General features: G+C 73.7%; 12 protein-coding genes. 3 read left to right on the forward strand and 9 right to left on the reverse strand.

Going from position 1 to position 14256, the window contains the following annotated elements; all coding sequences use genetic code 11:
* Positions 1-512 precede the first annotated feature (512 nt).
* From fxsA to ACZ46W_RS24540, 4 genes are all read right to left on the reverse strand, one after another.
* Entirely contained in the window at positions 513-1064 is a 552-nt protein-coding gene (gene fxsA / locus ACZ46W_RS24525) for an FxsA family membrane protein (protein WP_468341290.1), read from the reverse strand.
* Positions 1065-1140: 76 nt separating this feature from the next.
* Positions 1141-1905 carry a polyprenol monophosphomannose synthase gene (locus tag ACZ46W_RS24530; protein ID WP_468341293.1) on the reverse strand — a complete coding sequence of 255 codons (765 nt, stop codon included), beginning with the start codon at positions 1903-1905 and terminating at the stop codon, positions 1141-1143.
* Positions 1906-2444: 539 nt separating this feature from the next.
* On the reverse strand, positions 2445-4070 hold the full coding sequence (locus ACZ46W_RS24535) for an amidohydrolase (RefSeq protein ID WP_468341296.1): 1626 nt from the start codon (positions 4068-4070) through the stop codon (positions 2445-2447).
* A gap of 22 nt (positions 4071-4092) precedes the next feature.
* Positions 4093-4533, reverse strand: a complete 441-nt coding sequence (locus ACZ46W_RS24540) for an Lrp/AsnC family transcriptional regulator (RefSeq protein ID WP_236239047.1) — start codon at positions 4531-4533, stop codon at positions 4093-4095.
* Positions 4534-4736: 203 nt separating this feature from the next.
* On the opposite strand from ACZ46W_RS24540, the gene ACZ46W_RS24545 reads away from it, so the two are divergent.
* Positions 4737-5135 carry a hypothetical protein gene (locus ACZ46W_RS24545; protein ID WP_468341299.1) on the forward strand — a complete coding sequence of 133 codons (399 nt, stop codon included), beginning with the start codon at positions 4737-4739 and terminating at the stop codon, positions 5133-5135.
* A gap of 33 nt (positions 5136-5168) precedes the next feature.
* On the opposite strand, the gene ACZ46W_RS24550 is transcribed toward ACZ46W_RS24545, so the two are convergent.
* From ACZ46W_RS24550 to ACZ46W_RS24570, 5 genes are all read right to left on the reverse strand, one after another.
* Positions 5169-6269 (reverse strand): phosphotransferase family protein, encoded by a 1101-nt coding sequence (locus ACZ46W_RS24550; protein WP_468341302.1) that lies wholly within the window; start codon positions 6267-6269, stop codon positions 5169-5171.
* A gap of 155 nt (positions 6270-6424) precedes the next feature.
* The gene (locus ACZ46W_RS24555; protein ID WP_468341305.1) at positions 6425-7534 is read right to left on the reverse strand and encodes an Rv3169 family protein; all 1110 of its coding nucleotides are present in this window, start codon (positions 7532-7534) and stop codon (positions 6425-6427) included.
* Positions 7535-7933: 399 nt separating this feature from the next.
* Positions 7934-9106: an acyl-CoA dehydrogenase family protein gene (locus ACZ46W_RS24560; protein WP_468341308.1), complete on the reverse strand. Its 1173-nt coding sequence runs from the start codon at positions 9104-9106 to the stop codon at positions 7934-7936.
* A gap of 219 nt (positions 9107-9325) precedes the next feature.
* Positions 9326-9472: an SCO1431 family membrane protein gene (locus tag ACZ46W_RS24565; RefSeq protein ID WP_366130778.1), complete on the reverse strand. Its 147-nt coding sequence runs from the start codon at positions 9470-9472 to the stop codon at positions 9326-9328.
* A gap of 129 nt (positions 9473-9601) precedes the next feature.
* Positions 9602-11062, reverse strand: a complete 1461-nt coding sequence (locus tag ACZ46W_RS24570) for a peptidase C39 family protein (protein WP_468341311.1) — start codon at positions 11060-11062, stop codon at positions 9602-9604.
* Between the two features lie 154 nt (positions 11063-11216).
* Here ACZ46W_RS24570 and ACZ46W_RS24575 point away from each other — a divergent pair, with 154 nt between their 5' ends.
* The gene (locus tag ACZ46W_RS24575) at positions 11217-11828 is read left to right on the forward strand and encodes a uridine kinase family protein (RefSeq protein WP_468341314.1); all 612 of its coding nucleotides are present in this window, start codon (positions 11217-11219) and stop codon (positions 11826-11828) included.
* Between the two features lie 432 nt (positions 11829-12260).
* Positions 12261-14231, forward strand: a complete 1971-nt coding sequence (locus ACZ46W_RS24580; protein ID WP_468341317.1) for an AAA family ATPase — start codon at positions 12261-12263, stop codon at positions 14229-14231.
* Positions 14232-14256: the final 25 nt, after the last annotated feature.

Genomic DNA, 14256 nt, shown 5'->3' on the forward strand with positions numbered 1-14256 from the left:
CGCAAAGAGATATCTGTGCGCCCCGAGAAAAGAGCAAGAGCCCGAAAAAAACACACACACCAACCCCAACAGAAACCCCCCCGGCCCCCCCCCCCCCCCCCCCCCCCCCCCCCCCGCGGCTTTGCCGTGCGCCCCCGAACGGGTGCCCCACGGCGCCCCCACCGGCTGGGCACCCCGTCGGCGTGCGCCCCGAACGGGTGCCCCGCAGCGCCCTAACCGGCTGGGCACCCCCATCGACGTGCGCCGAACCGGTGGCCCGCGGCGCCCCCACCGGCTGGGCACCGCCCGCCGCCGTACCCCGCGCCGCATGAGGCAGCCGCCCCGCCGGGCCCCGCGCCGCATGTAGCGGGCCGCCCCGCGCCGGGCCGCCTGGTGGACGCCTTCCGCCGTACCCGCGCCCGCAGCGGCGCGGCACCGCCTGCGGCACCGGTTCTGGCGCCGGGGCGCACGCGCCCGGGGCGGGCGGCCCTGCGCCGGGCGCCTTGGTGGCCGTGGTTCCAGGCCCGCACGCGTCAGTGAGGCAGGGGCGGACGGGGGGTTTCGTCGTTGTGGGGCGTGTCGCGGTGGATGACCTCGCCCTGGACGACCTTGCCGTCGGGGCGGTGCATGCCGTAGCCGCCGGGCACGACGGCCCCCAAGCGGCGCTCCAGGGCCTTCTCCGCGTACCGCCCGGCCATGGTGCGGACGCGCGGGACGAGGAGGAGCAGACCCGCCGCGTCGGAGATGAGGCCCGGCAGCATCAGCAGCAGCCCGCCGAGCATCAGGAAGCCGTTTCCGGTGCTCGCCCGGTCGGCGGCGGGGCCCGCGCCGGGACCCGCTCCCTGCTGCTGGAGCGTTTCGGTCAGCGTACGGAACGCCTGCCGCCCGGCACGCTTGATCACCGCCGCGCCGAGCACGCCGCCGCCGACGAGCAGGGCGAGCACGGCGAGCCCGCCGGCCTCGGCGGCCACGAGGGTGAGCAGCCAGACCTCCAGCACCAGCCAGGCGGCGATGCCGAGGGGAACGAGGCTGCGGGCGCGTGAGCGCGGCTTGCGGGCGAGAGGAGGCGGTGCGCCGTTCATCATGCCCCCCAGTGTGCCTGGCAGCCTGCCAGGACGGCGTAAAGGACCGATCGGCAAGGACCCGATCAGCAAGGACCGATCAGCGCTTGCGGCCCAGGACGCGGCCGGCCCGGGAGGTGACGCCCCAGGCGGTGACCCGCCACAGCGCCTCGACGACGATGTCCCGGCTCATCTTGGAGTCGCCGAGCTCCCGCTCGACGAACGTGATCGGCACCTCGACCACGTGGTACCCGGCGGCCACCGCGCGGCGGGCCAGGTCGACCTGGAAGCAGTACCCCTGGGACGCGACCTCGTCGAGCCCCAGGCCCTCCAGGGTCTCCTTGCGGAAGGCCCGGAAGCCGCCGGTGACGTCGCGGATGGGCACGTCGAGGAGGAGGCGCGAGTACGTGCTGCCGCCACGGGAGAGGAACTCGCGGGACTTGGGCCAGTTCACGACCCGGCCGCCCGGCACCCAGCGGGAGCCGAGGACGAGGTCCGCGCCCTTGAGGGCGGTCAGCAGCCGGGGCAGCTCCTCGGGCTGGTGGGAGCCGTCGGCGTCCATCTCCACCAGGACGCCGTAACCGTGCTCGATGCCCCAGCGGAAGCCCGCCAGGTAGGCCGCTCCGAGCCCTTCCTTGCCCTTCCGGTGCAGGACGTGGACCTGCCCGTCCTCGGCGGCCAGCTCGTCGGCCAGCTTGCCGGTGCCGTCCGGGCTGTTGTCGTCGGCGACGAGGATGTCGGCGTCGGGCACGGCGGCGCGCACCCGGGACACGATCGGCTTGATGTTCTCGGCCTCGTTGTAGGTCGGGATGATCACCAAGGCTCTGCCGAGCGGGCCGTAGCGCCTCTGGCCACCGTCGTTCACTGCTGCCCCTTACGTCCGTACACGGATCACCACCATAGCGAGCCCCCGGCGGGACCCGTCGCGGCGGCGGTGCGAAAGGGAATCCGGCGGGTGGGATCGGGGCGGGCGCGAGTGGGCCCCGACGTCCTTCGGGCCGACCTGGGGCCCGCTGGCTGCGGGTCGACCGAGAGCCGTTGTCTACTGAACGTCCGGGCCCCACCCGGGTCGCACCTCCCCCGAGCTCCCGGAGAGCAGGGGGGACCTCCAGCCGGCGAAAACCTTCCCTCGCCCCCGAGGCGCGGGCGCTGGACCTGGCTCCCAGTGGTGGTGCGCCGGTGCGGCACACCACCCCGTGGCCCAGCGGCGTTCGACGACTGCGTGGAGGTCGACCGGTCGGACGTCCTGTGGTGGACCCGGCCGAACCTACCCGCCGCCGACCGCTCGCTGTCAACACCCGCCCGACCTGCGGCGATTGACGGAAACAGCAGGTCAGAGGGGAAGATCCGCAGGTCGCGGACGGCCTTTGGACAGCGGCGGCGCGGGCGCGCGCCGCCTTTACGTCACTCGTTCGGTCGCAGGAAGACCGTGCGTCCGGCGACGACGGTCCGCAGGCAGACGGGCAGGGCGGCGCCGGGGGTGAGATCGGGCAGGCCGGGCGTTCCGGAGCGCGGGTCGGTGGACCAGCGGGCCACGCGGTCGTCGGGCGCCTGGACGACCAGCTCGCCGGTGCGCCAGACCGCGTAGTCGGCGGGGGCCCCGGGCACCAGGATCCCGGCGTCGTCCCGGCCGGTGGCGCGCCAGCCGCCCCGGGTGTGGGCCGTGAAGCCCGCGCGGACCGAGATCCGGTGCTCCGGGGTGCGGTGGAAGGCGGCGGCCCGGACGGTGCCCCAGGGGTCCAGCGGGGTGACGGGGCTGTCGGAGCCGAAGGCCAGGGGGACACCGGCGCGCAGCAGCGCGGCGTAGGGGTTGAGCGTGCGCGCCCGCTCGGCGCCCAGGCGCTGGGCGTACATGCCGTCCTCACCGCCCCAGGCGGCGTCGAAGGCGGGCTGTACGGAGGCGGTGAGGCCGAGCTCGGCGAAGGCGGCGATCGTCTCGGGAGTGAGCATCTCGGCGTGCTCGACCCGGTGGCGGGCGGCACGCACGCGTGCCAGGCCGACCGTCTCGGCGGCGGCGCGTACGCCTTCGACGACCGTGCTGACGGCGGCGTCCCCGATGGCGTGGAAGCCCGCCTGGAGCCCGGCCTCGGTGCAGGCGGTGACGTGCGCGGCGACGGCGGCCGCGTCGAGGTGGGCGGTACCGGTGTGGCCCGCGTCGGCGTACGGCTCGTGCAGGCACGCGGTGTGGGAGCCGAGGGAGCCGTCCACGAAGAGGTCTCCGGCCGCGCCGAGGGCGCCCAGTTCGCGGACGCGCCGGGCGTCCTTCTCGCCCGCCACGGCCTCGGCCCAGTAGCCGACCACCCGGGGGCCGGGTTCCGCCGCCGCCAGGGCCAGCAGGGCGGTGAAGTCGTCCTCGTCGGAGATCTCGGGGCCCGCGCACTCGTGGACGGTGCCGATGCCGAGGGAGGCGGCCCGGCGCAGCGCGGCGCGCTGGGCCTCGGCGCGCTGGCCGGGGGTGACGGCGGCGTGGGCGGCGGCCCGTACGGCGTGGTGCGCGGCGGCGGTGAGCGGCTGGTCGGGGTGGTACCCGGGCAGCTCGGTGACGCCGGGCACGAGGTCGAGGAGGGCGGTGGTGACGACCGCGGAGTGGACGTCGACGCGCGGCAGGTAGAGCGGCCGGCCGCCGGTGGCCTCGTCGAGTTCGGTACGGGACGGGGGGCGCTGTTCCGGCCAGCGGGCGGCGTCCCAGCCCTGGCCGAGGAGCACCCGGTCGGCGGGGCGGGCGGCGCTGTGCGCCCGTACGCGCTCCAGGGCCTCGGCGAGGGTACGGGTGTCCGACAGGTCGAGGCCGGTGAGGGCGAGCCCGGTGGCCGTGGTGTGGACGTGCGCGTCGGTGAAGGCGGGGGTCACCAGGGCGCCGTCGAGGTCGATCACCTCGTCCACGCCGGAGGCGAAGGCGTCGGCGGCGCCCTCGGATCCCACCCAGGCGACATGGCCGCGTTCGACGACCATCGCGGTGGCGAAGGGGTCGGCGGGGCTGTGGACGTCTCCACCGCGCAGGAGCACGGTGCGGTGTTCGCTCTCGGTCATGGTGACCAGCCTAAGTACGCGGCTATACGCGGGGTGGCCGGGCCTCGTAGGGGGTGGAGAGCACCACGGTGGTACGGGTGGAGACGCCGGACTGCGAACGGATCCGGGTGAGCAGGTGCTCCAGCTCCAGGGGGGTGGCCACCCGCACCTTGAGGATGTAGTTCTCGTCGCCGGCGACGCTGTGGCAGGCCTCGATCTCGGGGATGTCGGCGAGCCGGTCCGCGATGTCGTCGGGGGCGCTGGGGTCGAACGGTTTGACCGAGATGAACGCGGTCAGCGGCAGGCCGACCGCCTCGGGGTCGACGACGGCGGCATAGCCGCGGATGACTCCGCGCTGCTCGAGGCGTCGGACGCGCTGATGCACCGCCGAGGTGGACAGGCCCGTGGCCTTGCCCAGATCGGTGTAGCTCATGCGCCCGTCCTTGACGAGCAACTCGACGATCTGACGATCCAGCTCCTCCATGCGGTCAACCTATTGCCCCTGGTGCCTCGCGGCACAGTCGGAGGCACCTCGTGGGGGCACCTGCGGGCGGCATGTGACGAAGACCACAGGTTTGCGGCGGGGTCCTTCGTGACCGGATGGTTATTCGCGCGAGCGGAAGGGAATTGCTTGCTGTGGTCGAGGCCGCAAGAGCCTGGTCGGCCCACCCGAGGGGGAGATTCTCCATGCAGGAGCCTGTTGATTCGGTCGCATCCCACGAGGACGACGACGTCGACGCATATGACACTTTCGAGATGGTCCGGGTCATCTGTCCGGACTGCTCACAGCCCATCGCACTGCTGGCGGACGAGGACGTGCTGCCGGAGCACGCGCTGTGTCCCACGCCGTGGAACCCGTTCGTGCTGACGGTGTGCACCGGCACCGGCCGGGCGGCGTCCGACGCGCGCCCCGCCGACGAGTCCCTGGAGCTCCAGGAGCAGGACACCGCCCTGCTGCTGACCCTCCCGCAGGGCCTCGACTGGCGTACGCAGCCCTTCTCGCACGTGGGCGGGCCCGGCTCGCGCCCCATCAAGGTGCCGCGCCCGGCCCACCGCCACGTGCCGCCGATGCGGCGCGCCGCCTGACGTCACGTCAGCCCCTGCGGCCCCAATCGCCGTTCAGACCTCCTTCCAGTAACGGTCCTGCACCATCGCCCTGAGTGTGGCGTGGTGCAGGATCAGGCTGTCCGGGTCCTCGGGCACCTCCACTTCGCCGAAGTGCGCCTGGCGGTAGGCGATACGGAGCATCACGATGGCGTGGCGCAGGGCCGCGTACAGGGTGTGGAAGTCCATGTCGCGCGGCGTGTGGCCGGTGAGTTCGGCATAGCGCCGCTCCACGGCGTCCCGGCGGAGGAAGTCGGGCAGCCCCGGCTGGCCGAAGCTCACGGTCAGGTCCTGGAAGAACCGGTGCAGGTACACGGTCCAGCCGAGGTCGACCTCGCGCGGGGCGCAGCCGGCCATCTCCCAGTCGAGCACGGCGGCGGGTTCGAAGCCGTCGTAGACGATGTTGCCGATGCGCGCGTCGCCCCAGGTGAGCACGGCCGGCCCTTCGTCGGCGGGCCAGGTGGTCTCCAGCCGGTCGAAGGCCGTCTCGATCAGCGGTGAGCGGGGCAGCCCGTCGGTCACCCAGGCGTAGTAGGCGCGTTGGGCGTCGACGTGGCGACGCAGGGGGCTGCCCTTCCCGGCGGGCAGGAGGAACTCCGCCTCGCCGGGCGGGAACTGGTCGTGCAGGCGCGCCAGGACCGAGACGGTGGCGGCTTCGAGGTGGGCGCGCTCGGCGTCGGTGGCGGCGTGCAGCCAGTTCCCTTCGTACGTGTACGGCATGACGTCCGGCGGTACGCGGCCCTCGGCGCGGGCCATGACGAAGAAGGGCGCGCCGAGCGGCGCCGGGTCCCGCTCCAGCCACAGCACGCGGGGCACGGGGACGTCGGTGTGTTCGGCCACCAGGCGCATCACGCGGTACTGCCGCGCCATGTCGTACACGGGGAAGACCGTGTACGCGGCGGGGTCGGCCGCCAGGCGCAGCGCGCACGCGCGGACGGGCGCGTCGGGGTGGTCGACGGTGAACAGGAGCGTCTCGCTGGACATGCCGTTCGACGTGGGCACGGCGACGTCGGCGACGCGTGCGCCGGGCAGGCGGGTGCCCAGCCAGGTGGTGAGGCGGGCGGCGAGTTCCTCGGGGTCGCGGGTGGTGGTGCGGGGGCGCGGTGCCGTGGTCATGGTGGTGCTCCTCGCGGGTCGGCGCCGGGGGCGGTGTTCGGTGGCCGTGGGACCGCGCGGGCCCGGGCGGGGCGCGCGTTCAGTGGCCGGTGCGACCTCACGGGCCCGAACCGGAACAAGGCGTTCCAGCAGCTCGCGAAGCCGGACGCGGCGTTTCAGTAGCCGGTGAAGCCGCTCGGGTCGTGACGGCCGAAGCTGCCGTGCTCGAAGATGCCGTAGCCGGTACGACCGTCGAGGGTGAAGCGGGCGGCGTGGTCGGTGACGCCGTAGGCGGCCATGGGGTGGGCGTCCGGATCGGACAGGTCGTACCCGCACCGGTCGGTCCAGCCCCGTCCCCGCCAGGTGCCGTGCTGCCAGTCGGTCGCGGGGGGATAGCCGGCGCCGAGGGCGAGCGGGGAGGAGGTGAGGACGTCGACGCCGATCTCCAGGGACCCGCGCGCGGGGTCGGTGAGGTGGATGACGGCACGCTCGGGGTGGCGGGTCCCGGGGCGGTACGTGATGTCGGTGTGGGGCCAGCCGAGCTGGGTGTCGCGGTGGCCGTCGCGGACGAGGAGGGCTTCGTTGAGGGTGCGGTACCCATCCGCGTCCTCCTGGGCGATGACCATCAGGAAGCGGTCGTCGAACCGCATGGGGATCCAGAGCCAGTGGAAGCCCTCGGGGCGGAACTCGTCCGCGCGGCCCGCCTCCTCGCCGGGGATGGGGCGCACTCCCCAGCTCCGGTCGCGCGTCCCGGTCCACTCCCCCGCCGTCACCGGTATCTCCTCGCCGGCGACCCTGATGACGCCCGTGCACTGACCGGCCTGGACGAAGCGGCGGCCTTCGAGGACGAGCCGGCCGCCGCGGCGCTGGGTGTGGTGCGGCTCCCAGACGGCGGGGAAGTCCGCGGTCCAGGTGATGTCGTAGGAGAAGGAGTCGGGGTCGGCGGGGTCGGGGGCGCAGTGGAGGGTCAGCCGGCGCAGCGGTTCGTCGACGGTGATGCGCAGCGGGCCGACCGAGAGGTCGAGGCGGTCGTCGGTCAGGGCGTCGGAGGCCCGGACGGCGCGCAGCCGGTCCCCGGTGCGGAGGGTCGCGTAGGCGTCGATGACCCCGGTGTTGGGGTAGACGCCGAGGCCGGCGATCAGCAGGGCGCGCCCCCGGTGGTCGAGGACGTGGAAGATGCACCGGTCGTAGGCGTTGCGGTCGCCGCTGACGTGGTGCTTCATCGACAGCGGCGCCTGGTGGACGGGGTACTCGTCGAGCGCGATCGGTCGGTCGTCGGACGACACGCTGACCTCCGGTGACGGCAACGGGATTTGACGGTACGTCAGCTCCCGTGCCGTGGCCAGACGCGTGCCGGCCCCGGACCGCACCCCGCCACGCGCCTCAGCGGCGGGCGGGGGGCGAACTGGCGCCCGAATCGGGCGGGCGGTGACCAGGCGGGACCGCGCGGCGTTGGCCGGGCATGAACTCGCTGTACTCGACGTACCCGACGAGCGGCTACGGCGTGAGCCGCGTGGTCCTGAGGCCGGAAGAAACGGTTCCGCAGCCCGCCGATCCGCCCATCTACCGGGCGTTGATCCGTCACTGGGCCGACAGCGGCAGAACCGTCCCGGGCCGCCGCGACCAGGAGTGGACCAGGCTCACGGCGGCACCGGTGTGGCGATCCCCGGCGTTCCCCGGGGAGGTCAGCGGCTCTCGGGGCCCACGACGTGACGGGCGATGACCATCCGCTGGATCTGGTTGGTGCCCTCGACGATCTGGAGCACCTTCGCCTCGCGCATATAGCGCTCGACCGGGAAGTCCGCGGTGTAGCCGTACCCGCCGAGCACCTGGACCGCGTCGGTGGTGACCCTCATCGCCGCGTCCGTGCAGAACAGCTTGGCCATGGCCGCCTCGCGGGAGAAGGGCCGGCCGGCGTCCCGCAGCCGGGCGGCGGCCAGGTACAGCGCGCGCCCGGCCTCGATCTGGGTGGCCATGTCGGCCAGCATGAACCGCAGCCCCTGGAAGTCGGCGATGGGGCGCCCGAACTGCTGCCGCCCGGTGGCGTAGGCGACCGCCTCGTCCAGCGCCGCCTGGGCGACGCCGATGGCGCACGCGGCGATGCCGAGGCGACCGGAGTCCAGCGCCGAGAGGGCGATGGCGAAGCCCTGCCCCTCCTCCCCGATCCGGCGCGCGTCGGGGACGCGTACGCCGTCGAAGTGGAGCTGGGCGGTGGGCGAGCCCTTCATGCCCATCTTCTTCTCGGGCGCCGCGGCCGAGAGCCCCTCGGCGTCACCGGGGACCAGGAACGCGGTGATGCCGCGCGCCCCCTCACCGCCCGTGCGGGCCAGCACCGTGTAGAAGTCGGCGACCCCGCCATGCGTGATCCACGCCTTGGTGCCGGTGATGATCCAGTCGTCACCGTCGCGGACCGCCTTCGTACGCAGTGAGGCCGCGTCGGAGCCGGACGAGGGCTCGGACAGGCAGTACGCGCCGAGGAGGCCGCCGCCCAGCATGGCGGGCAGGTGGTCGGCCTTCTGCTCCTTGGTGCCGTAGTTGGCCAGGGCGTGGCAGGCGAGCGAGTGGACGCTGACGCCGAGGCCCACGGTGAGGCGGGCGGCGGCGAGTTCCTCGAGCACCTGGAGGTAGACCGCGTACGGCTGGTCGCCGCCGCCGAAGCCGGAGTCGTACGGCAGGCCGAGCAGTCCGGATTCGGAGAGGAGGGCGAAGATCTCACGCGGGAAGTGCCCGGCGTCCTCCTCCTCGGCCGCGCGCGGAGCGATCTCCCGCTGGACGATCTCACGGACCAGGGCGATCAGATCCCTGGATTCCTCGGTGGGCAGCTCACGTTCCACCGGCTGCGGGGCGCGGTCGGGCATGGGGGCGCTCTCCTCCCTGTCGGGCGCTGCGGCGGGCGCGCGCGAAGGGTTGGGCGGCGCCGCCGGGTCTCACTGCCTTGCCGATGCTGCCCTCCCGGATCACGGAATCGGCTGACCAGCGGCTGTGGCGGGTTGAGTATGCCCGATCGGGGGCCTCCCGTCACGGGGTGGCCGTGAGCGCTCCACCGGCTCCCGAACCCGGCGCGACCTCGGCACCCGTCACAGCAGGCCGACCCGCGTGACCAGCATGGCGAAGACGACGACGAGCACCCAGCCCAGGACGTGCTCCAGGAGCTGGGGGCCGTCGTCCTTGGGGCCTCCGGTACGGGCACGGGGGGCGGCGACGGCGGCGGCGTTCGTGGTCATGGTTTCCCGCTCTTTCGACCGATGTGGGGACCTCCCCACAGTGCCAGCGCGGACGGCCTCCGGGGTAGAGACGTTCATCACTGCCCGGCCGCCGTCCCACCCGGCCGTGCGCACACCCCCGGCGGGCGCTCAGCGGACGCCGACCGCCTCCAGGGCCTCGCGCTGCGCGGTCGTGGGGTGGGCGGGCCAGTACAGGTAGCAGACGCCGCCGGTGCCGGAGACCACCTTCCCGGTCGCGTTGTAACGCTTGGTCCGCAGCCAGATGTTCTCCCACTCCCGGCGCCGGTAGACCCGGCGTACCGCCTCGTTGGTCGGGGACGCCGGGTCGTTGGCGATCACGTCGCCGGAGGCCGTGAACCCGATCACGGTCATCAGGTGGCCCGCCGTGCCGTAGCCCGCGCCCGTCAGCTCCTCCTTGAGGAACGACTGCGAGGTGATGGCCGGGATGCCGGCCCGGATCAGCGTCTCCAGCTCGGTCAGCGACCGCAGCCGGGTGACCACCGCGCTCATGTCGTCGTACGTGGCGGCGTAGGCGGCGTTGAAGGGCCAGTTGCCGCAGCCCTCGTACTGGTGGTCGTAGGTGAAGCGGGCGGCGTGGCAGACCTGTGGGTCGGCGAAGGCGGGGTTCACCCAGGCCAGGTCCTCCGCGGTGGGCTTGCGGCCCCAGTACTCGATGATCATCTGGGAGGAGGTGGGGCTGCACCAGGCCTCGCCGCCGTTGTCGTACTCCGGGTACTGCCCGATATGGGTGTTCTGCGAGTAGCGCGGGACCACCAGCTCACGGGCCAGGCCCGGCTCGGAGGCGGGCACGGTGAAGCGGTCGGGGATGTCCGACGCCATGGCGCCCACCCGCCAGACGGTCGGGGTCAGCTTCGTGCCGGGCCTCCGGTGCAGCGTGAGCCGCAGCCGGTACGAGGCCAGGCGCAGACCGCTCGCGGGGGCGTCGATCGCGAAGGTGTCGGTCCAGACGCTGCTCCTGCCGTCCTTCTGGCCGTCGACCGAGGTGCGCCGGATGTCGCCGTCGCCAGCCGCCCATCGGCCCATCACGTACCAGGGCGTCTCGGAGCCGTCCGAGTAACGGCCCTTCAGCTCGACCGCGATCCAGGTGCCGGCCGGGGTGTCGGCGTTCCACGAGGCGACGACCTCGGTCGCCGGAACCGTGGAGACGTGCTCGGGCGAGATCCAGGTGGCGTACTCCCAGGTCGCCTTCGTTCCGGTGTGCGGATCGGTGTACTCGGTGCGCCCGGCGGGGGCGTCGATCACCAGCGCGGGGCGGCGGCCGGCGAGGGCGCGGGTGCCCGTGCCGGTGCCGGAACGCCAGTCGGTGCACGAGGTCCAGAAGCGGTTGTCGACGAGGCCGTGCGCCGCCTCCCCGGCGGACGCGGGCGGAACGGTGGCGGGCGCCGGCCCGGACGTGAGGGAGGCCGGGGCGGGCGCGGCGGAGGCGGCCGAGGCGGAGGTCGCCACCGCGCTCCCGGCCACGGCCAGCGCGGCGGCGAGGACGGTCCGCCGCGGCGCGCCCGAGGGCGCCGAGGAGGGTGCGGACGGGACGGCCGGCGGGAGTGCGGGCGGCGCGGTGGCGTCGGTCATGGCGGTATGACCCCCAGACAGGTGTACGGACGGGGCGACAAGTACACGACAGATGCGCCCACTATCCCGTTTCGGGCAGGGCTCGGCCAGCAACGCGGCATCGCGTCGCGGCACCAATATTGGTCTCCACCTGTGGCTTTGTAGGGTGGTCGGCATGGACGACCTCGACCGCCCCGCCGCCGCGCTGCGCGCGCTGCCGCCCTCCTGCGGGCCCGTCCGGCTGGTCGCGGTCGACGGCCACGCCGGTTCGGGCAAGTCCACGTTCGCCGGCCGGCTCGCGGCGGCGCTCGGCGGCGCCCCGGTGCTCCACCTGGACGACATCGCCACGCACGAGGAGCTCTTCGCCTGGACGGAGCGGCTCCGGACCGAGGTACTCGAACCGCTGACCCGTGGCGAGGTCGCGCACGTTCACCCGTACGACTGGAATCTTCGCCGCTTCGGCCCGCCCCGGCTCCTCCCCCCGGCCCCGGTCGTCCTCATCGAGGGCGTGGGCGCCGGGCGGCGCGCCCTGCGGCCGTACCTGGCGAGGCTGCTGTGGATGGAGCGGGGCGCCGAGGAGTCCTGGGAACGGGGCCGCCACCGGGACGGACCGGCGCAGTACGCGTTCTGGGAGGGGTGGACGGCGGCGGAGAAGGAGCACTTCGCGGTGGACCCGTCCCGGCCCTACGCCCATGCGCTGGTACGGGAGTGTGCGGTGGGGTACGAGTGGCTGCCGGGACCTGCTGTGACAGCAGTTGCGAACCAGACCGTCACGGAGCGTGACTGACTTTCGCAGCCGTACTGAGCAGTCGGAAATCAGCCTCGAGAGTGCCCCAACTTCGCTTGACCGACGAGCCGTACAGGTCTTACGTTCTCAATGTGCGGCTTTCCGAAGCCGTCGCAGACGCGAAGCCCCCGGTTGTTCCCCCGTGATCGGGGGCTTCGTTCTGCCCCCACCTTCCCGCGTCGGCGCCGCTCGACGACCCCGGCGCTCACCGTCGGTGACCATTCCCGGCGGGCCGGCGACGGCCCTCACGAGGCGCCGGACGGCGCCCGCGCCGCTCGCGGAACCCTCACGCGCCCTTAAGCGCACACTCCCCGTGCCGGTACGATGCCCCTCGGTGCGGTCAAATCCCGTTCATGAGAGGGCGATTGGGAAGGCTTCCGGCGGGCGGCCGCCCGGCGGACCGGTACGGGGACACGGTTTGTGGGGGACCCGATGGACATCGGCACGCAGGGCACGCAGGCCCCGGCCGACCTCGCCTGGCTGCGCGGCGTGGACGCCTACACCATGGGTGCGTATCCGCAGGCGGAGGAGGAGTTCCGGGCGGCGGTGCGGATCGATCCCGGAATGGCCGACGCCTGGCTCGGACTGCACGCGCTGCGGGTCGACACGACGACCGCGCTGCTGCGGATGTACCGCAACCGGGACCGCTTCGGTGAGCAGCGCGCCCGCCACCGCCGCACGCTGAACTCCTGGTACTGGCTCGGCTGGTGGGTCCAGCCCGTGCTGGAGAGCCCGCGCGACCTGCTCCTCGCGCACGCTTCGCACTGGCTGGACGGCCGCCACGTGCCGGAGCTGGACCGGGCGCTGGCCGGGCTGCCGCCCGTCGACACCGACCCGCAGGTGCGCTTCCTGCACGCCTGCCGGGCCTACCTGGTCAAGGACTGGGACCAGCTCGTCCGCCACACCGAACCGCTGGTGAACGATCCGCTGCTGGGCATCGAGGCCGGGCTGTTCGGCGGCATGGCGCGGGTCCGCCTGGAGATGTACGGGCAGGCCGAGCCCATGCTGTCCGCCGCCCTGATGCGCTGCCGCAGCGAGCAGCCGCAGCGCAAGGAACTGCGCTACTGGCTGGCCCGCGCCCGCGAGGGAACGGGCCGCAGCGCCGCCGCGCTCCCCCTGTACCGGGCCGTGCACCGGATCGACCCGGCCTTCATGGACACCGCCGCGCGGCTGGCGGCGATCGCCGAGTACGACGGGTTCGACGGCTCCGACGACCCGGCCGCCGACCTGGCGGCCGTGTCGCTGGCGGGCGTCGGGCAGGACACCGTGGACCTCCCCGACGCCCCGGACGCCCCGCCCGGCGACGGGCTCCGTCGCGGCGGCGACCCGCAGTCCCAGCCGCCCGGTCAGGCACCCGGTCCGCCGCCCGGTCAGCTTGGGTCCCAGCCGCCGGCCCAGCCCCCGGGGCCCGCCCACGGCGCACGCGAGCAGGCCCCCTCGCCCGGGCGGTCGCGCCGCCCGGCGTTCCCCGCGAGCCCCACGGACCCGGCACTGCTGGCCGAGGCGCTCGCAGAGCTGGAGCGCATGGTGGGCCTGGAGCCGGTGAAGCGGCAGGTCAAGGCGCTCTCGGCGCAGCTCGAAATGGCGCGGCTGCGGGCCGAGCAGGGCCTTCCGGTGCAGCCGCCGAAACGTCACTTTGTCTTTTCGGGTCCCTCCGGCACGGGGAAGACCACGGTCGCCAGAATTCTCGGCCGGGTCTTCTACGCGCTCGGGCTGCTGGGCGGCGACCACCTCGTGGAGGCCCAGCGGTCCGACCTCGTCGGCGAGTTCCTCGGACAGACCGCCGTGAAGGCGAACGAGCTGATCGACTCGGCGCTGGGCGGGGTGCTGTTCGTGGACGAGGCGTACTCCCTGTCCAACTCCGGGTACAGCAAGGGCGACGCGTACGGCGACGAGGCGCTCCAGGTGCTCCTCAAGCGCGCCGAGGACAACCGTGACCACCTGGTGGTCATCCTGGCCGGCTACCCGGAGGGCATGGACCGGCTCCTCGCCACCAACCCGGGCCTGTCGTCCCGCTTCACCACGCGGGTCGACTTCCCCTCGTACCGGCCACTGGAACTCACCGCGATCGGCGAGGTGCTGGCGGCGGCGAACGACGACGTGTGGGACGAGGAGGCCCTGGACGAGCTGCGCTCGATCAGCGGCCACGTCGTCGAACAGGGCTGGATCGACGAGCTGGGCAACGGCCGGTTCCTGCGCACGCTGTACGAGAAGTCGTGCGCGTACCGCGACCTGCGGCTGTCCGGCTACTCCGGCACGCCCACCCGGGAGGACCTCGCCACGCTCCGCCTGCCGGACCTGATGCAGGCGTACGGCGAGGTCCTCTCGGGCCGCGGCCCCGCACCCCGGGGCCCCCAGGACCCGCCGGCCTCCCCCGGCGGACCGGGGCCGACGGGTTACTGACCGCTGGGCCCGGGTCCCGCGGCAC

The sequence above is a fragment of the Streptomyces sp. NPDC031064 genome (assembly GCF_055570965.1).

What these genes read in the sequence shown, in the direction of transcription:
- ACZ46W_RS24560 (WP_468341308.1), bottom strand. Translation starts at nt 9,106, where the DNA reads ATGCCCGACCGCGCCCCGCAGCCGGTGGAACGTGAGCTGCCCACCGAG.
- ACZ46W_RS24535 (WP_468341296.1), bottom strand. Translation starts at nt 4,070, where the DNA reads ATGACCGAGAGCGAACACCGCACCGTGCTCCTGCGCGGTGGAGACGTC.
- ACZ46W_RS24575 (WP_468341314.1), top strand. Translation starts at nt 11,217, where the DNA reads ATGGACGACCTCGACCGCCCCGCCGCCGCGCTGCGCGCGCTGCCGCCC.
- ACZ46W_RS24545 (WP_468341299.1), top strand. Translation starts at nt 4,737, where the DNA reads ATGCAGGAGCCTGTTGATTCGGTCGCATCCCACGAGGACGACGACGTC.
- fxsA (WP_468341290.1), bottom strand. Translation starts at nt 1,064, where the DNA reads ATGATGAACGGCGCACCGCCTCCTCTCGCCCGCAAGCCGCGCTCACGC.
- ACZ46W_RS24550 (WP_468341302.1), bottom strand. Translation starts at nt 6,269, where the DNA reads ATGACCACGGCACCGCGCCCCCGCACCACCACCCGCGACCCCGAGGAA.
- ACZ46W_RS24565 (WP_366130778.1), bottom strand. Translation starts at nt 9,472, where the DNA reads ATGACCACGAACGCCGCCGCCGTCGCCGCCCCCCGTGCCCGTACCGGA.
- ACZ46W_RS24540 (WP_236239047.1), bottom strand. Translation starts at nt 4,533, where the DNA reads ATGGAGGAGCTGGATCGTCAGATCGTCGAGTTGCTCGTCAAGGACGGG.
- ACZ46W_RS24570 (WP_468341311.1), bottom strand. Translation starts at nt 11,062, where the DNA reads ATGACCGACGCCACCGCGCCGCCCGCACTCCCGCCGGCCGTCCCGTCC.
- ACZ46W_RS24580 (WP_468341317.1), top strand. Translation starts at nt 12,261, where the DNA reads ATGGACATCGGCACGCAGGGCACGCAGGCCCCGGCCGACCTCGCCTGG.